The organism is Pantoea sp. A4, assembly GCF_000295955.2.
Taxonomy (GTDB): domain Bacteria; phylum Pseudomonadota; class Gammaproteobacteria; order Enterobacterales; family Enterobacteriaceae; genus Pantoea; species Pantoea multigeneris.
The window spans coordinates 173,492-191,121 of record NZ_ALXE01000017.1; the positions used below are offsets into that span (position 1 = coordinate 173,492).

The 17,630-nt window shown below is 48.5% G+C and carries 13 protein-coding genes and 3 pseudogenes; 10 read left to right on the forward strand and 6 right to left on the reverse strand.

All coding sequences use genetic code 11. The features are described from left to right. Nucleotides 1-407: 407 nt before the first annotated feature. Nucleotides 408-562 (reverse strand): annotated as a pseudogene (locus B880_RS27020) (IS200/IS605 family transposase); the annotation flags it as partial. 217 nt (nt 563-779) lie between these two features. On the opposite strand from B880_RS27020, the gene B880_RS0103820 reads away from it, so the two are divergent. From B880_RS0103820 to B880_RS0103840, 5 genes are read left to right on the forward strand one after another with little or no spacing between them, the layout of a single operon-like run. Beyond that, on the forward strand, nt 780-1,856 hold the full coding sequence (locus B880_RS0103820) for an ABC transporter ATP-binding protein (protein WP_017346049.1): 1,077 nt from the start codon (nt 780-782) through the stop codon (nt 1,854-1,856). Next, entirely contained in the window at nt 1,849-2,478 is a 630-nt protein-coding gene (locus B880_RS0103825; protein WP_017346050.1) for an ABC transporter permease, read from the forward strand. Before B880_RS0103820 ends, B880_RS0103825 begins: the two co-directional genes overlap by 8 nt. Beyond that, nucleotides 2,478-3,146, forward strand: coding sequence for an ABC transporter permease (locus B880_RS0103830; RefSeq protein WP_017346051.1), 669 nt, complete (start codon nt 2,478-2,480; stop codon nt 3,144-3,146). The genes B880_RS0103825 and B880_RS0103830 overlap by 1 nt, the downstream gene beginning before the upstream one ends. A gap of 41 nt (nt 3,147-3,187) precedes the next feature. Then, entirely contained in the window at nt 3,188-4,087 is a 900-nt protein-coding gene (locus B880_RS0103835) for a glycine betaine ABC transporter substrate-binding protein (RefSeq protein ID WP_017346052.1), read from the forward strand. A gap of 46 nt (nt 4,088-4,133) precedes the next feature. Next, entirely contained in the window at nt 4,134-5,444 is a 1,311-nt protein-coding gene (locus B880_RS0103840; protein ID WP_017346053.1) for an LLM class flavin-dependent oxidoreductase, read from the forward strand. Here B880_RS0103840 and B880_RS0103845 read toward each other — a convergent pair. Both B880_RS0103845 and B880_RS24675 read right to left on the reverse strand, forming a co-directional pair. Continuing rightward, entirely contained in the window at nt 5,368-6,186 is an 819-nt protein-coding gene (locus tag B880_RS0103845) for a phosphate/phosphite/phosphonate ABC transporter substrate-binding protein (protein ID WP_017346054.1), read from the reverse strand. The genes B880_RS0103840 and B880_RS0103845 overlap by 77 nt on opposite strands. Next, on the reverse strand, nt 6,183-7,229 hold the full coding sequence (locus B880_RS24675) for a fatty acid desaturase (protein ID WP_036645271.1): 1,047 nt from the start codon (nt 7,227-7,229) through the stop codon (nt 6,183-6,185). The genes B880_RS0103845 and B880_RS24675 overlap by 4 nt, the downstream gene beginning before the upstream one ends. Nucleotides 7,230-7,672: 443 nt before the next feature. Between B880_RS24675 and B880_RS0103855 the strand changes: the two genes are divergently transcribed. The 5 genes and pseudogenes from B880_RS0103855 (at nt 7,673) to B880_RS0103880 (ending at nt 13,561) form a co-directional block, all read left to right on the forward strand. Beyond that, a complete protein-coding gene (locus B880_RS0103855) occupies nt 7,673-9,274 on the forward strand; it encodes an AAA family ATPase (RefSeq protein ID WP_017346056.1) in 1,602 nt (533 codons plus the stop codon). Next, the gene (locus tag B880_RS0103860) at nt 9,271-10,125 is read left to right on the forward strand and encodes a hypothetical protein (protein WP_017346057.1); all 855 of its coding nucleotides are present in this window, start codon (nt 9,271-9,273) and stop codon (nt 10,123-10,125) included. The genes B880_RS0103855 and B880_RS0103860 overlap by 4 nt, the downstream gene beginning before the upstream one ends. Before the next feature lie 424 nt (nt 10,126-10,549). After that, nucleotides 10,550-11,597: pseudogene (locus tag B880_RS24680) on the forward strand (tyrosine-type recombinase/integrase). Between the two features lie 393 nt (nt 11,598-11,990). Next, nucleotides 11,991-12,353 carry a hypothetical protein gene (locus B880_RS0103875; protein WP_017346058.1) on the forward strand — a complete coding sequence of 121 codons (363 nt, stop codon included), beginning with the start codon at nt 11,991-11,993 and terminating at the stop codon, nt 12,351-12,353. Beyond that, nucleotides 12,350-13,561 carry a PcfJ domain-containing protein gene (locus tag B880_RS0103880; RefSeq protein ID WP_017346059.1) on the forward strand — a complete coding sequence of 404 codons (1,212 nt, stop codon included), beginning with the start codon at nt 12,350-12,352 and terminating at the stop codon, nt 13,559-13,561. The genes B880_RS0103875 and B880_RS0103880 overlap by 4 nt, the downstream gene beginning before the upstream one ends. A 454-nt stretch (nt 13,562-14,015) precedes the next feature. Here the strand turns inward: B880_RS0103880 and B880_RS0103885 are convergent, their stop codons facing one another. From B880_RS0103885 to B880_RS0103895, 3 genes and pseudogenes are all read right to left on the reverse strand, one after another. Continuing rightward, nucleotides 14,016-14,726 carry a hypothetical protein gene (locus B880_RS0103885; RefSeq protein ID WP_017346060.1) on the reverse strand — a complete coding sequence of 237 codons (711 nt, stop codon included), beginning with the start codon at nt 14,724-14,726 and terminating at the stop codon, nt 14,016-14,018. 413 nt (nt 14,727-15,139) lie between these two features. After that, nucleotides 15,140-16,014 (reverse strand): annotated as a pseudogene (locus B880_RS24685) (ISNCY family transposase); the annotation flags it as partial. A 222-nt stretch (nt 16,015-16,236) separates the two neighbouring features. Next, nucleotides 16,237-17,577, reverse strand: coding sequence for an ISNCY family transposase (locus tag B880_RS0103895; protein ID WP_083482061.1), 1,341 nt, complete (start codon nt 17,575-17,577; stop codon nt 16,237-16,239). Between the last annotated feature and the right edge of the window lie 53 nt (nt 17,578-17,630).

The following is a 17,630-nucleotide window of genomic DNA, read 5'->3' on the forward strand; positions in this document are numbered from 1 at the left end:
ATTCTGAGTTTCATGATTTTATGTAGATCATGGGGCTGGGTTGTTGTGAGTATTAGATGACTCTCTAGATGAATGAAAGCAGATTCACCCTATGAATCATGATATGGAGAAGGATAATGTCCATTAGAACCACAACAGTTTTGTATACGATAGTACTTGTTCTATGCATTTGTAATTCATTGATAGGAACATATAATTTTTTCTTCAATGATAGCAAGCCGAGTTTACATAATTTACTCCAGTATTATGTACCTACACTAGTCGTGTTGTTTTTTTATTATTTCTCCGTGTTAAGAAAGTAGTACGCAGTAAACTGCCTCAGCATAATTCATGCACTAAAAACCCTCAAGTAAACTATTATATCAGAGCAGCATTAGCTGCTCTTGATACCAGGGAGAAACTACAAACACGGGCTTACTGTACGCGCCGCCCGCAAATCCAGAAGCGCGTTACGTAGCCGCCGACTCGTGACGGCTTTCAGGCTGTTCACCTACTTTGATAGCTTCACCGTTGGCGGGCAGGTGAACATGACCTGCTTCGCTGTCAATTCAGCGCCGTAATCACCGTACCTGCCAGCTACATTTTACAGAAACCCAATTGATACAACAGAGCCTTTACCTCAGCGAATATAAGCTATATTTATTATTTCGATTTCCGGATGTTGAATTTGTGATGAAGATCGGCCATGCCATAGTGCTGGCAGGGAAATTCTAAACAAGACAGTGTGAGCCTGCCGAAAAGCATGTGACCGCGCAATACCGAAGAAATGCTGAGGCATTATGATTCGACTGGAAAATATCACCAAGACCTATCCCGGCAATGCCCGACACGCTATCAAATCATTGAATATAAACATTAATCAGGGGGAAATCTGCACCTTTGTCGGCCCAAGCGGCTGCGGAAAAACCACCACCCTGCGGATGATTAATCGCCTTGATATTCCTGACGAGGGCGAAGTCTACATTCAGGGCGAAGCGCTCTCGACGGCAGATATTATTCAGGTGCGCCGTAAAATCGGCTTTGTGATGCAAAGTCCGGCGCTGTTTCCCCATCGCACGGTGGCGGAAAATATTGCTACCGTACCGCGACTGCTGAAATGGGATAAGCACGCCATCAGCCGCCGCATTGACGAGCTGGTAGCGCTGATGTCGCTGGATCCGGTGCTGTTGAAACGTTATCCCCATCAGCTCTCCGGTGGCCAGCAGAGCCGCGTCTCGATTGCTCGCGCGCTGGCCGCCGATCCACCGATCCTGCTGATGGACGAACCTTTCGCGGCTATCGATCCGGTGGTGCGGGTAAAGCTACAGGAAGAGCTGCTGGCGCTGCAGGCCCGCCTGCACAAAACGATTATCCTGGTCACCCACGACATTAACGAAGCCATTCGCCTCGGTGACCGCATCGCCATCTTCCAGGAAGGCGGCATTCTCGCGCAGTTTGACACCCCGGACCAGATCCTGTCGCACCCGGCCAGTGACTTCGTGCAGAACTTTATCGGGCCGGAGCCGGCGCTCAAGCGTCTGGGTAGGCTGCGCGTCGCTGATCTGCCTCGCCATGACGTCGCGCTGATTGCTGCTGACGGACAACGGCTCTCCACCGACTTTCCCCTGTTGACCGTGCAACATCCGCTTCTGGTTGATAGCGATCGCCGCCCGCTACGCTGGCAGGGCAGTGTTGACACGGCGTCGCCGCGGCTGGTGCGCGACGAACAGTCGCTGCTGCACGCCTACAACGATCTGCTCAACGCGCCACAGGGGGTGCTGATAAGGGTTAGCGAAGATGGCCGCTACGCGGGCTCGGTCGACAGCGGACTGTTGAGTGCCGCGCTGCAAAACCTACAGGGTGGCCGACATGATTGAGTGGCACTGGATCGCCGACAACGCCGCCATGATTGGTCAGCTGTTTCTTGAACATTTGCAAATGGTGCTGCTGTCGCTCACGCTCGGCACATTGTTAACGGCGCTGATGCTGCTGGTCTGCACCCACTGGCCGTCTTTCGCTGGGCCGCTGATTTCGGTGAGCAGCGTGCTGTTTACTATCCCTTCGCTGGCGATGTTTATTCTGCTGCTGCCGTGGACCGGGTTGAGCATCACCACCGCAGTGATCGGGCTGACGCTCTATTCACTCCTGATCCTGATGCGCAACGTGCTGGCGGGAATGCAAAATCTGCCACCGGATATTCTCGAATCGGCGCGCGCACTTGGGTACACCCGCTTTGGGCGATTTACTGACATTGAAATCTTCCTGATCCTGCCGTCGCTGTTTGCCGGGCTGCGGATTGCCTCAGTGACGCTGGTCGGGCTGGTGATTGTCACCGCGCTGATTGGCCAGGGCGGGCTGGGGCAGCTGATGATCGTCGGCTTTAACCAGGACTTCCTGACGCCCATCCTGACCAGCCTGGCACTGAGCTTGCTGCTGTCGCTGATGCTTGACCTGCTGATTACCCGCATCGGCTATCGTTTAACCCGGTGGACGCGCTAATGACGATAATTATTGATACCTGGTACTGGTTCCTACAGGGCACACACTGGAGCGGCGACCTCGGCATCTGGCATCGGCTGGTGCAACATCTCTACTACGTGCTGGTCAGCCTGGGGATTGCTGCGCTTATCGCCCAGCCGCTGGGCATCCTGCTCGGCTACCTGCAGCGCGGTGCATTTCTGGCGATCAACCTGTTCAATATCGGTCAGGCCTTCCCGTCGCTGGGCATTATTTTACTGTGCATCATGCTGTTTGGCTTCAACGATGTCCCGGTGTTTATTGCCCTGGTCGCGCTGGCTATTCCACCGATGCTGACTAACACCTACGTCGGCATCAGCCAGGCTGACAGAACCCTGCACGACGCCGCAAAAGCGATGGGCATGACCCCGCTTCAGGCATTGCTAAAGGTACGTATTCCGCTCGCGATGCCGCTGATCTTTGCCGGTATCCGCACCTCGTTGTTACAGCTGATCGCCACTGCGGTGGTGGCCGCCTATGCCGGACTCGATGGCCTTGGTCGCTTTTTGATTGATGGCCTCGGCCAGCGTGATTTCCCGCAGGTCATTGCCGGATCGCTGGTGGTTTCGCTGCTGGCGGTTGGCTGTGAGTTACTGATGTCGTTGATTGCCCGGCGCTGGTTTGCCTTTACGCCGCTCGCCGCCCGTTAACTCCCCGCGTAGTCACTACGCACTTTGAATAAGAGAGCATGATGATGATGAAACAATGGTGGTTTGCAAAACGTAAATTAACCCAGGCAACGCTGGTGGCAATGGGGTTGAGCGCGATGTCGTTGTCTGCCCTCGCTGAGACCGTCACCGTCGGCGGGGCCAACTTCTCTGAGCAGACCGTGCTGGCCAATATCTATGCCTCGGCGCTGCAGCAGCAGGGGATTGAGGTTAAAACCCGGCTTAACCTCGGTAACCGCGAAATCATCCTTCCGGCGCTGAAAGCCGGCGAGCTGGACGTGGTACCGGAATACCTCGGGGCGCTGTTAAACCATTATCACCCAGATACCAAGGTGACTACCCAACAGGAAGTCACCCACGAACTGACCGCCACCTTGCCAGCGGACTTTGCCTTACTGAACGCGGCGGAGGCGAGTTCGATTACCGCCTGGGCAGTGAGCGCGGAGACGGCGAAAAAGTATCAGCTGAAAACGCTGTCTGACCTGGCGAAAGTGGCACCGCAACTGGTGGTCGGTGGCCCACCGGAAGTGGCAACCCGAGCGCTCGGACTGCCGGGGCTGGAGCGGGTCTACGGCATCAAGTTTAAGGCTTTCAGGTCGCTGGATATGGGTGGGCCGCTCAGCCGACTGGCGCTTAACTCGGGAAAAATTGACGTAGCGACGGTGGTCTCGACCCAGGGCGATCTGTCGAAAGAGAAGTGGGTGGTGCTGGAAGATGATAAACACGAGCAACCCGCACAGAACGTGGTGCCGCTGGTGCATAAAGGCACGGTATCAGCGAAAGCCGAGCAGGTGCTTAATCAAGTGTCAGCGCGTCTGACCACCGCCGATCTCATTGAGCTCAATAAGGCGGTCGACGTCGAGCATCAGGACCCGGCTAAGGTCGCCGAGCAGTGGGTTAAAACCAACCTGAAGGCCAATTAATTCCGTGGCGTCCGACAACGGACGCCGTGCTTAGCGAGCGATCAGCATGACCCAGCCCACGGCTATTTTTAATCTGTTCTTCTTCAATCCTCAGGGCGATTACCGATTCTCCTGGCGGCACCCCCAGTCCCCCGGTAGGGAGATTTTCACGCTGAAGTTCTATGCCACACTGGCGCGCCGCGCCGAAGAGGCGGTGCTGGATAATATTTTCATCGCCGATCACGTGGCGGTGTGGGATACGGTGCCCAGCGGTATTCCGCATTACGCGAACCTGCGGCTGGAGCCGATCACCCTGTTAGCGGCGCTGGCCGCGGTGACAGATCACATCGGCCTGATGGCCACTGCCTCGACCTCCTATAACGAGCCGTACAATCTGGCGCGCTACTTTGCATCGCTGGATTTTCTCAGTGAGGGACGGGCCAGCTGGAACGTGGTCACTTCCTGGCTGCCGGAAGAGGCCGCCAACTACGGACGCGAAACGCTGCCAGCGCACGGCGAGCGCTATGAGCGCGCCGCTGAATTTATCGATGTCGTGCGCAAGCTATGGGATTCATGGGAAGAGGAGGCGGTGCTGTTAGACAAGCAGAGCGGTGACTTCGCCGATCCACAGCGGGTGCATCCGTTGCATCATCAGGGCAAATTCTTCAAGGTGCGCGGCCCGCTGAATCTACCACGGCCGCCGCAGGGGCACCCGGTGATCGTGCAGGCAGGCTCATCAGAAGCTGGCAAGCAGCTCGCCGCCCGCCAGGCGGATATGCATTTTGTGTTTATGAGCGATATCGCCAAAGGGATTGCCTACCGCGCGGATATGAACCGTCGTCTGCGGGCGCTGGGGCGGGATCCCGCCCATTTCAAAATCCTCGGCGGCGTGCTGCCGGTGGTGGTGAACAGCGCGGCAGAAAAGGCTGAAAGACTGGCGTTGGTGACGTCGCTGATGAACGACCAGATGGCGCTGGATCTGCTCGGCACCTATCTGCAGATGGACCTCAGCGGCACCGATCCCCACGCACCGCTTCCGCCGCTGCCCGAGGAAGACAATTTTGACGGTATACGCACCGCGCTGCAGATCATCCGCGGCTATGATGCTGGTTTAACGGTGCTGGAGCTGGGTCGACTGCTGCTGCAAAGCTCGGACAGCTGGCTGGTCATCGGCACCGCCGAAGAAGTCGCCGAAACGCTGATCGCCGCCTTCAGCGCCGGGGCTGTGGATGGTTACAATCTGATGTTCCCCTTCCTGCCGCTGGATTTTGATAACTTTGTTGCGCAGGTCGCCCCGCTACTTAAAGCGCGGGGCGTAATGAAGACGGCTTATCAGCCGGGGACGCTGCGGCAGAAGCTGGGGCTACCAGCACGCTGACCGGCTGATAATCTTCGCGGTTTGTTGCGGTGAAGCCGCAAATCAGCAACCGTGCGCAGACCTCCCGCCACTGCGGTTCGCTGACCATCCGGGTCAGCGCCTGCCGCAATTTTCGCAGCGTGGCGGCTGAGGTGCCACTGGCGGTAATCAGCGGCAGGCCGGGCAGTTCAGCGGTGTAGCCAATCGTCGCAAGCCCCTGCAACAATGTCGGCTGGTGGCGGCTAAATAGCGCCCAGCTGACTGCGTCGATGGCCGCCACGTCGGCCGCGTTATCCTGTAGTGCCTGCAATGACTGGCGATGGCCGCCGCTGAACAATAGCGATGAGAAGAAACGACCGTTTTGCTGCAGCGCGGCTATTTCTGCGCGCAAAGTATGGAAGCCGGACAACGAATCCTCGCTGTTGCACACCACACGCCTGCCCGCAAAATCAGCCAGCCGTTTAGCAGCGTCGGCTTCCCGCACCACCAGCCTGCTGCGGTAGCGGTAGCCGCTGCACCCCTGAGCGTTGTAGTGGAAGGTGCCAACCACTTGCGCCTCAGGCAGCAGCGCGCACAACGGGTAGCCGCAGGTCTGGCTAAGCAGCAAAGACGGCGCCTTCCAGTGCGCCAGCCGATCGCTGGGCTCAGCGTAATGCCAGCCATCAATGCCTCCCTGTTCCAGCAGCTGGCGCAGTGCGTCCACCAGCAGACGCGTATCCGCAGGTTGCACATCATACATGGGTAGAGACAGCAGTTGAGTCATGGTGTTGCTCCAGTCTCAGAGGCAACGTCGGTGACCGGTGTGTTTTCAGGATGCTGCTGCGATTGCAGAGGCCTGGTGTCCGGGCGTCCGTCGGGGAACCACGGATTGATTTCGACCTTTATCGGCCTGGTAAGATGCTGGCGCATCAGCTCACCGTACCCCTTAACGAAAAACCCCTGATTGCGCCGCAGATACGCCGCTTTACCGGCACGATACACCACCGGCAATCCGTACCAGGGAATGCGCGGCAGGTCGTGGTGTACCGCATGATAGTTCAGATTAAGAAACAGCAGTCGCCAGAACAGCCCGGCCTCGTTAATCACCGAACGGGCTTCTGGGGCCTCTTCCGCCCGATGTTCGAGGAACGATCGCACTGAGGTCATCGCCAGCATCGGTCCGGTCACTCCGAACAGATACCACACCAGTGAGAAATCATAAACGTGCAACCAGCCAATCACCGGCAGCAGTAGGATGAAATGTACCAGCCACATCACGATGGCGGGGCGATCCCCCTGTATAAATGAATGCCAGATGTTGGCCAGCGCCCAGAACATTGTCAGCAGCGGGGCCAGCAGGAAGCGGCCGGGAAAGGTGTTGCGCAGGCGTACCAGTTGACGCTGCACACCGTTAAAATGCGCCCAGCGGCGGCGGGTAAAGTAGTAGCTTTCCGGGTCAGTCTCCGGCACTGTCAGGTCTTCATCAATATGGTGGGTCAGATGCAGATCGCGATAGGCACCATAAGGGTACCAGACCGAGAATGGCAGCATGCCGAACAGCTGGTTCAGGCGTGCGAATCGGGTCGGATGGCCGTGGATGAGCTCGTGCTGCAAGGACATATACCAGGTGGTTAGCCAGATAAGCAACAGCGTGGATGGCAGCAGCCCGAGGGTTTTCCACCAGGCAACCGTAGCAACCCAGCCGCCGTAAATGACGACGATCAACAGCCAGGTGGGCAATTCGCTGCGCCACAGCCAAGTGGCCGACAGCCGGGCAATCAGCTCTCGTTGTTCCTGATCCAAATAGACCGACGTTCTTACAGTCATTAAGCCAACCCGCTGCCGATGTCATGATACCCATCGGCAGAATGTTACCCGCTGTACCCTGCGGCACAAATGCGATTAATGGCTATCGGCAGAAGAGAAGCGGTATTAGCGTTAATAATTGGTGAGAAGGAAAGCCGGATAAAGTGCATCAGACGTTCACTCTGAATGCATTCTCAGGCAGAAAGTATAAGGCTATAAGCCCATATCTAGAGTGATTAACCGATATCTAATAGCTTACTGGATTGACAGAAAATAATCAGAAATACGGGTTTTGGAAACTTTTTAGTTGCTGTATTTATAGATAAGCTTCAGGATGAATAAGTACTGGCATTTAATGAAAACATAAAGGAACTAATATTCCCAAACTTAAATATTGATTCCCTAGTTGATATAATGTATTTTGATGGTATCGAGAAATAATAAAACCATTAAGGGTGTGTGAAATGAATGTGTTTTTTTGTAGATCTCCAGCATTTCTATTAGATACTATCAATCATCTTAAAGGAAGATTTAAAGAGCTCATAATAGTAGCCCCTAGAGATGCGGATTTTAGTGATTACGGAAATAAAACTTCAGTTTATATTTACGCTTTAGTGGATGGTTTTCAAACACAATTCCTTTCGAATGCTGCATTGTATAACAGGCAAGAAAACCCAAAAGAATCCACACTGCTTGATGTATTTAAAAAAGTAAACAACAAAATAAACTGTATAGAAAAAGACCCTAATACTATTTTATTTTCTCAGTCACCTTCGTTAGAGACATACCGTCAGTTGGTGGTGAATTTTGGCTTGGAGGCATCAAGGGTATTATTCGAAGAAGTAAATGACATGGGAGTGATAAGAAACAACACAAAAAAAACAAAATACTTTAACTTGTTCATATCTAGTAAGATGTTTAACAAATACTTATTAAGAACTTCTGAGAGTTATTATGCGTACAAAAATGCAAACTTCATTTTATTCAACAAAGAGAGAGAGCAGATAAAAAGCAATGAACTTGATTTCTCTATTGATTTGCAGGATGGTGTAGACATAAATATGGAGCTGAAATTCAGATTCAGCTATCAAGAAGAATTTCATAGAAATATCACTGTTCTAATTGGGCAGAATGGAAATGGGAAAAGTAGAACATTAAATAATATAGCAAGAAAAGCTCTAAAAGGATATGTTGAAAGTGAAAGTCGACTTAAAGTAAATCGAGTTTTGTTATTTGCTCCACGTCATGAATTGCATATATTTCCATCGGAAAAATGGAAAAATCCCGCCACTTATTATAGAACCTTCCCAACAACAAGATCATCAAAATCACGCAGCGCTAAATCCCTGACAGAGTCATTGCTAGATATTTTACGAACTGACGAAAAAATTGCAGACAAACATCGATGGGTAATATTTCAAGAATCATTATGTGAATTAAATTCTTATGAAGACATTCATTTAAAAGGAATTAACCCCAATCAATACTATTCACTCATCGACCTTTGGAATTTAAAAAATAACAAGTTCTCCATGCTTAGTGAAATACAGCAGGATTTAGAGCCGATCAAATTAATAAATGGTAGAGAATGTAGGCTAAGTAGTGGTGAGTATAGCTTTCTTCAGATATTGTCTGGAATGACAATGAATATTGAAAATGGTAGTTTATTACTGATTGATGAACCAGAGACGCATTTACATCCTAATTTTATTTCGCAATTAATGTCTTCCTTGCAAACAATTCTATTATCAACTGGGTCGTTTTCAATTATAGCTACTCACTCGGTTTATGTTGTTAGAGATGTACCAGAAGATCAGATAATAATCTTAGAAAGAGATTATGAAACAAATGTTTTAATTCAAAAAAATACCGGAATGTCAACTTTAGGCGCTAATATTGGTTCGCTGTCAACTTTTATATTCGGTGAAAACGGTCGATCTAAAAATGTTACTGCAATTGTAGAAAATGTATTAAGTGAAGGTATTAACTTTAGTGAGATTGAAAGAAAATATGGACAGGTATTTTCTTCTGAAATGCTTTCTATGATTAAAGGTAAAATAAAGTGAAATTTTTAAATTTTCCTTTTGAAAACGATAAAGAAAATCTTAATTTTTTATCTAAATTAAATGAAAATAGTTCAATAAAAAATGATCTTACTTATTTTACAGAGAGGTACGATGAATATCATAGAGCTAGAGGATGTGTGTTATACATAAATGGCATGGTCGGGCTAGATATAGCTAGGGAAAGAATAAATGCTCTTTACAAGAGTAAAAATAAGCATTTAGATTACATAAACTCGATGAGAGTTAAATTTACGGGAAAGTGTTGTGTTATGTGTGGAGCTATACTAAGTACTCAAGTAGATCACTTTCTTCCGCAAGGACATTTTCCCGAATTCTCTATACTAAGTGCAAACTTAATACCTGTATGTAAATGCAATCAAAAAAAGAAAAATTTCACTGTTGGTTGTAGTGCTGATGAAATACTTCTTCATCCTAGGTATGAAAAAAAGCTATCAAAAAGAATAATAAAAGCAAAGATAAGAGATCATAATAATAATGTCACAATAGAGATAAATTTCGTTACGCCTAGAGATTTAAAAAGAAAAGAGCAATTTGAATTTCATTTTAAAAAAATTGTTGATGTGGAGCTCTTAAAAACAATGATTATTGAAAAGTTTAATGAAATGAAGTGCTCTCCTGGTTCTGTTGTTTATAGTTTAGCAGAACCTAACTTGAGCAAGAATGAGTTGAAATCAATTTTGTTTTCCCACTTAAAATCTCTAGACAAAAAACATAAGAGCCAGAATAACTGGGAGTCGGTTTTTATTCATGCTCTACTCGAAAGAAAAACACTTAATTGGATTTGGCGAAAATTATCTGTTCCAAACAGAAAGCATGATGCACCATTATAATGGTGAGAAATATTAATTACTAACATTGGTGTAACGCAATAGTTTTACATTAAAATAGCCATTGCATTTAAATTTTTAATTTTTTACTTATATTTTTATGAATTATAAAAAATTATTTTTTTGAATATGATTCGATATTTATCTGCGGTGATGGTAGTCATGATTTTTGGCCTTTTGGAATTAGTTAAATGAATGTGGATGTAGTTTGGAAATGTACTTTATCTACACTACTGGTTTAACTTCATATAATTGACCTTATATGAAGGTAGGATCCGCCTGAGGATCCGCGTATGATAGGGATCAACCGGTTATGTCCCAAAAGGCGAGCAAAATACAGGCAGCGCTACATGAAATCTGATGAAGAAGCAGGGTCTGACATCACCAGATTTTACGTATCGTACAAACTCTCAGGATAGGATGCAAAATGACCAAATCGGACACTGTTTCATCCTCTTCCAGTTTGCCTGTTGTCTCGGACGAGGATCTTACTGCCCGGCTGCGGGAGTTTGTGCAGGACAGGGCAGCGTTCTCCGGAAACACCTGGCGGCAGCTACTCAGTGTGATGCGCATCTGCGCATCTGCGGAGCCTGGGCACAGGAAAACGGACGCAGCTTTTTGCCGATGTCCTCTGCCTGCCTGCGCGACTATCTGTTATACCTGCAGTCAACCGGCCGGGCCTCTTCAACCATATCAACCCACGCTGCGCTGATCTCGATGCCGCCGATCTCAATCCTCCGAACAGCTCGCCGCTGGTCTTACGGGCGGTTAAACGTATAACCGTACTGCCGTGGTTCAGGGAGAGCGCACCGGTCAGGCCATCCGTTCCGGATCCGGGGCCTGATGAAACTCGACGCAGCCTGGGCGGAGTCATCCCATCTTCTAGAGCTGAGGGACCTGGCTTTTTTGCACATAGCCTACGCAACGCTGCTTCGCATCAGCGAGCTTGGCCGGCTGCGCATCCGGGACGTAACCCGCGTCGCCGACGGACGGATCATTCTAGACTTGGCCTGGACCAAAACCATTGTGCAGACGGGAGGACTGATTAAAGCGCTGGGCGATCTCTCGACAGAACATCTCACCCGGAGGCTGATGGCTTCAGGCCTGGCCTCTGAGCCAGATGCGTTTACCTTTGCCCCCGTGCACCGTACGAACAAGGCCAGAGTGAGTACGAAAATCCGCTCACCACGCTGGCGATAGAGGATATTTTCAAACGGGCATGGCTGAAGCCAGAGCCGGGTAGGGAAATCGCCGGAAACAAGAATCGCTACCGGGGCTGGACCGGTCACAGCACACGAGTCGGTGCTGCTGTGGATATGGCCGCGAAAAACTACAGTACTGCACAGATCATGCAGGAAGGAACGTGGAAAAAGCCGGAAACGGTCATGCGCTATATCCGTCATGTTGAGGCCCATTCTGGTGCGATGGTAGATCTTATGGCTATGTATAACAAATCCAATGATGGCGACGATTGAGTGTGGCCTTGACCCAAAATCCTACTCCCTTCAGAAACAGAATTCTGGCATGATATTCGCTTCCCCAAACTTAAGTCCTGCCTAAGAATGTGGTTCAACGGAGAATGCTGTATGTAAAATATCTGCAACAGACGCCACTCTCAAGGTAATCACTCATTCCGGTCCGTGCGCCACATAGAAATAGCCTGTTTGCAAAGGAGTCTAGGCATGCGACGGCCAACATAATTGTCGTGGATCAGTGAATCTTACTGCGTGTCCAGCTTAACAATTTCCGGACGCAGTGATGACATAACTTTTCAGTGAAATGATTAATCAGGCTAATCATTTCAGGTCTATTGACAGCACTTATCAGTTAAGCAATCATTCAAGAAAAATCCAGAAGATACTTACTTAATGAATGAAATCATCCAAATTCTGCAACTGTCTCTGAGCTGGCCCGCTGTATCTATTATCTGCATGGTGATAATGTTTAAACCGATCAACCTCCTTTTAAGGCGCATGGCAGACAGCAACACTGCCAAGGCTAAACTCGGTTTTGTCGAGCTTGAAATTGGTGAGCTGACACGCAAGGGCAATGCAGCGATTGACAGTATGAATAGTCTCAGCCTTGTCATGGCCAGAACACGCTTGCTGGAGTTAGAAGTTACACGGGCAAACTTCTCAAGAAGCTTCACCAGTGAAGAGCAGATTAAGCTGAATGGACTGATTCTTGAATTAAGAGAAAATATAGACCTCCTTCAAAAGGAGGTGGCATGAAGGTTTATCTTCTGAAGGAAAAATTATTAATTTCTTTTACCCCTGTTCTGAACGTTGCCATTAAAGTTTATGTCGATAATGGCCTTATTCTCTCCGATATTTATCATGAGGGAAATATTCAGCCCCGTGAAATGGACTGTGGGATACCATTATTTAACGTTGGTGTGATGGGACGAGATGCTGTTAATCATTTGATGTATCTACTTGGCAGGCAGCCTGATGATGAGCTGATATCTCAACTGAGATACTTGGATGCACAGGTTGAGTTATTTAACTCGCTGTTATCAAGCCGCACGCTGATTGAACTCTTCAGTGACTGCCCAAATCTGGTCTGGATGATAGTACTGCATAATTATTTTTCGCAAGGTGCTCACGTTTACGAATACCTGTCCAGAATGAAAAGACGGCATTTAATTTCCTGGCTGAATGATATACCATCCACCGAGAATCGCGTCAGAATACTGAAGAAAACCACACTGTTATCCGGCAGGAGGGAAGAGCTCAGATGGCTGGCTCGGTCCCTATGTAATGATGAAATTATGGATGCATATAAACATCATGATGTTATATCACTTCAGGAGCTTTATCTTTCACTCCGCTACCGCATCCTGGCAGGCTCGCAGCTGCTGAAGTCGCTGACTCTCCAGAGTAAACCTTACCTCAGGGACTATAAACCGGGGATGTCCTCACTCGTACATATTGTTAAGGACAGCATCAGGATCGGTGAAAATATCGGGATAAAAAAAGCGACCAGTATAGTGCTCAATTGCCGGAGCCGGGAGGAAGTTAGGGCATTACATGATGAGTGGTCAAATCGACTTCTGGAAACCACCAAATATATTCAGCAGGATATTTTCTTTGAAGAACCCAGCCTGATGCCTGCTACAGGCATTAAGTTTATCGCTTCTGTGAACGCCCTGATAACCGAGGGTAGGGAAATGAAGCACTGCGTTGCCTCCTACAAGTCAAGAGCTTTATCCGGAGACGCTTACATATATTCTGTCTGTACTTCACGCGGTGTGAGAGCCACGGTTGAGCTCGTTTTATCTAACGGAACTTATATTCCAGTCCAAATGAAAGGAAAAGAAAACTCGACACTGGACGATCTTACAATTAATTCTATTACTGGCTGGTTAGAAAAGGAAAATAAAAGGCTTATTGCAGCTCTGGAGCACCTTTCGCAATCTGTGGAAATCCAATCAGCTTAACATTTCGCAGACACTTTAGTGGCAACAGGCTGACTGATGTCGAGCCGGTATTTTTATATTCACAAACATAACAGCCCTGGAAAACATCCGCATCTCCCCGTACGACATTAGCGTTTTTGAGTAACAACAAAATCTATTCTTGTGTAAACTCTTATGTTAAATACCTCTGGATATGTTTTACGGGAGTAGTTCGATGTTGAGTGTGATACAGTGTGCTTTATGCTTTTGAAAAGCAGATGCATAGCTATAACTTGTTGAATTAATAATAAACACTCGGCGTAGTCGGGGGTATGGCAGAAAAAATATCACTCATACTGATTAACACTAAATTAATTGATTTCGGTGGGGAGGTAATAATATGGAGAATATCTTCTTTAATTATCACCACCCTTATTTCATGAGATCCTCCTGGAGGGATTCATAAAATAAGGGTGGTAATATAAGTCATGTTAGTTTATGGTTTTTTTTCCTCATTTGTTTCTTTATTTATTACCTCAAGGTTTTTATTCATTTTTTCTATAAGGCTATCTATGCTTTTTTGTTGCTGAATGCTTTTTTTATGTTCGTTGTGAAGTTGATAAGTCAGTGTGGCTGGTATTGATAAAAATACTAAGAATAGCACTAGCTCTGTTCTTTTTTTTATTTTTAAATATCTTCTCTCGCCGGATTTAACGGTTTCCCAGCTTGACTTCAATAATGGAGAGGCATGTACCCTTATTAGGTCTGAGTCCTCCATTACGTCGTCATATTTTAAATCATTCAAATGCTCTCTGGCTGACTCAATTGCAGATATCAATTTTCTTTCTGCGCTTTCCTCGTTAAGCTCAACCTCTTTGTGATTAAGTCTTAATCGTATTTTCGTTATACATTCTATGGCTATTTTTCGTTGCTCTACTATTTCAGATAACCAAGATAGATGCTCGTTAGATGCTATGGTTTCAGGGAGTTCGTTATATACTTCAATTATAAAGCTAAGGTTTTGCATTGATGCGGTATATTCGGCTACTTCGTTTCTTAATCCGTCTATCCAGCCCAGTCTAAATTCAGAAACCTTATTTTCTTTCGATACGATCATGTTCAGGTATGAAAAAACCCCAGCAATTAAGGACGCGAAAAGAGTCCCCATGGCAACGTAAACAGTAGGTGGTAGCTCATTTATGCTCATTTTATTCCTTTGCTCATTTCCCTTTGTTTTTTTGAAATGATGCCATCTCTGGGTCTTATAGTAAATATTTTTCTTAACTTGTTTTTCAAATCTTTTTTCTAATGGTGGTTTTTTATATTTACTGACTCGCTGAGGGTTGAGTGACTATCTTAGATTAAATATGATGGAAAGATCCTCGCAGAAAATCTTGAGAGGCTCCGGTGTTAAGAGGTTTTAGTCCTTATAAATGTAAGTTATTGTAACATTTTTCTGTTGGTTCTTTCTTTCCCTTTGGTTATCTTTGCTCTGGAGTCATATGTGAGTATTTCTACTTTTTTATAACGCTATTCTTTTTAAAAATCTGCTTTTTTTATGGCTCGTTTGTTGTCGACGATTTCGCCCTGATCCACACAAACCAGCTTGTCAAAAACCTAATAACTCAGCTCCCGGTGAGCATAACGGAAGCTTATTCTGCCGTCAGGGTATTCATACACGTTGACTTTTTCACCGGCGATACGGGTGTTTGCATCAGAGGGTTCGATGAGATAGAGCATTTTATCGTACTGAAAAGTCAGTGATTTTGATAACTTCCGCTGGTCCTGCCAGGCAAAATTATCGTCCAGTTCATCCGGAGATAAGCCGGACGGGCATGTAGATCCTTAGGATACTTGGGCGGTCGCGCAAAGCGGCGGTTAAAGTCAACGATAAAGCCGGCAACCCAATGGTTCGCCTCGCTGATGGGGCTGATATTATGCAACCGCATCTCCTTGAGCAGCCGATGCTGCAACGTCTTGTTAGCACGCTCAACGCGTCCCTTGGCCTGACTGCTGTTAGCACAGATAAGCTCAATGCTCAGATCGCGTAGCGCCCAGCCAAACTGCGTGGTTCCGCTGCGGCGTGCATCAGTTCCGTTAACGCGGAAAACGGCGTGCTTGTCGCTGTAGAACGCGACGGGTTTTCCATTAAAATCAATGTACTCTCGTGTTGCCGCCATATAGTCGAACGCTGACTCTGAATCACAAAAACGCAGGTGCATCAGGTAACTGGTAGCATAGTCAACATAGACAAGCAGGCAGCACTTTGGCGCGCGATCCTCAAACCATGCATGATGAGAACCATCCAGCTTTATCAGTTCGCCAAGACAGTCTCGCCGGTGTCGAGGCTGATAAATATGAACCTGACGACGTGAGTGAGGTCGCCAGAGTCCGTCAGAAATCATCCAGTTGCGGACAGTCTCAACCGAAAGCGGGATGCCATGACGTTCTAAAAGCTTCTCCGTGGCCAGAGTTGGGCCAAAATCCGCGTAATGTTGCCGAGCCGGTATAGATCTCACCAACATAAGTCTGCATCCTGAGCTAAGCCTGAGGAGATCTAAGGTTAGTTCAGGGACGACATCTATGAATTGCTCCGTACGACATTAGCGTTTTGGAGTAACAGCGTATGTCTATCCCGATTTTAAATGTCACTCTGATTTCCCATTTTTGAATGTCACTTTCGGCTGTTTTCTGAAGAAGAGAAAAGGGCAGTGCGCTCATTTTTTCAGACTGGATTTGAAGAGTGATGGCTCAGCCAGAACCGGATTAATCGCCCTGAGTTGCTCCTGTATCTGCGCCCGTCTCCCGGGCATATGTGTGCTGCGTCCACGTTTGCCGGCCACGTCCAGCTCATCCTGTTTCTCCTGCGCCAGTTTCAGTACCGCGCCCAGCCTTTTATTATCAACAATGCGCCCCTGGCTGATGCACTCAAGCTTATCGAACATCTGGTACGCCAGGTCTCTGCCGCCGTGACGGAATGCGAGCGTGCCGTCCGGGTAGTCAAATGCAAGAATTTTCTCTCCGGCAATACGCGAGTTTTCTTCTGTAGGATCAACCAGATATAAAATTTTATCGTACTGAAAAGTCAGTGATTTTGAGAGCGTGCGCTGCGTCTGCCAGGCGAAGATATCATCCAGCTCCTGGCTGTTCTCCAAAACGGCGCGGTGCAGGTTTTTCGGGTATTTAGCCGGTCGGGCGAAGCGCTGGTTAAAGGCCCGGATGAATGCTTCCAGCCAGGCGTTAGCTGCCTGAATACTGCTGATATTCTCCAGACGCATCTCTTTAACCAGGCGGTCCTGGAGTGTCAGGTTGGCGCGCTCAACGCGGCCCTTGGCCTGAGAGCTGTTGGCGCAAATAAGATCGATATTCAGATCGTGCAATGCCCGTCCGAATTGCGTCATTCCAGTACGTCGTGTCTCTGCCTGACTGACGCGAAATACCGCGTGCTTGTCGCTGTAAAACGCGACCGGCTTTCCGTGTTTTTCAAGATAGCTGCGTGTGGCAAGCATGTAATCAAAGGCGGATTCGCTCTGGCAGAAGCGAAGATGCATCAGCTGACCGGTGGCATCGTCAACGTACACCAGAAGGCAGCACTTCGGCGCGCGACCTTCGAACCAGTCATGATGTGAACCGTCAATCTGGATCAGTTCACCGAGACAGTCGCGGCGATGGCGTGGCTGATATATCCGCGGCTGACGGCGTGCATGCGGGATCCAAAGCCCGTCAGCAGTCATCCAGCAGCGCAGCGTCTCAACAGAAATCTTGATCCCGTAACGTTCCTGCAACTTTTCTGCGGCAAGTGTTGGGCCGAAACCGACGTAATTTTCGCGTAGCAACGTCAGTACGCGGTGACGCAGTTCCTCGTCAATACGATGCGTGCCGGGCTTGCCACGGCGTGCGTGAGTAAGACCGGCGGCACCAGATTCACGGTAGCGGTTCATCAGCCGCTGAACCTGACGCTCAGTGATATCAAGCTGAGAGGCCGCATCACGACGGCGCAGGCGTTTTTCGATGACGGCCTGAATAACGGGAAGGCGGTGAAGCTCTTTGTTCGACATGGTCACCAGCATCAGCAGAGATCTCCCAGAAAGGTGGCAAACGCGACGCATCT

Coding starts and splice junctions, on each gene's coding strand:
- B880_RS0103820 (WP_017346049.1), top strand. CDS start 780: ATGATTCGACTGGAAAATATCACCAAGACCTATCCCGGCAATGCCCGA.
- B880_RS0103825 (WP_017346050.1), top strand. CDS start 1,849: ATGATTGAGTGGCACTGGATCGCCGACAACGCCGCCATGATTGGTCAG.
- B880_RS0103830 (WP_017346051.1), top strand. CDS start 2,478: ATGACGATAATTATTGATACCTGGTACTGGTTCCTACAGGGCACACAC.
- B880_RS0103835 (WP_017346052.1), top strand. CDS start 3,188: ATGATGATGAAACAATGGTGGTTTGCAAAACGTAAATTAACCCAGGCA.
- B880_RS0103840 (WP_017346053.1), top strand. CDS start 4,134: ATGACCCAGCCCACGGCTATTTTTAATCTGTTCTTCTTCAATCCTCAG.
- B880_RS0103845 (WP_017346054.1), bottom strand. CDS start 6,186: ATGACTCAACTGCTGTCTCTACCCATGTATGATGTGCAACCTGCGGAT.
- B880_RS24675 (WP_036645271.1), bottom strand. CDS start 7,229: ATGACTGTAAGAACGTCGGTCTATTTGGATCAGGAACAACGAGAGCTG.
- B880_RS0103855 (WP_017346056.1), top strand. CDS start 7,673: ATGAATGTGTTTTTTTGTAGATCTCCAGCATTTCTATTAGATACTATC.
- B880_RS0103875 (WP_017346058.1), top strand. CDS start 11,991: ATGAATGAAATCATCCAAATTCTGCAACTGTCTCTGAGCTGGCCCGCT.
- B880_RS0103880 (WP_017346059.1), top strand. CDS start 12,350: ATGAAGGTTTATCTTCTGAAGGAAAAATTATTAATTTCTTTTACCCCT.
- B880_RS0103885 (WP_017346060.1), bottom strand. CDS start 14,726: ATGAGCATAAATGAGCTACCACCTACTGTTTACGTTGCCATGGGGACT.
- B880_RS0103895 (WP_083482061.1), bottom strand. CDS start 17,577: ATGTCGAACAAAGAGCTTCACCGCCTTCCCGTTATTCAGGCCGTCATC.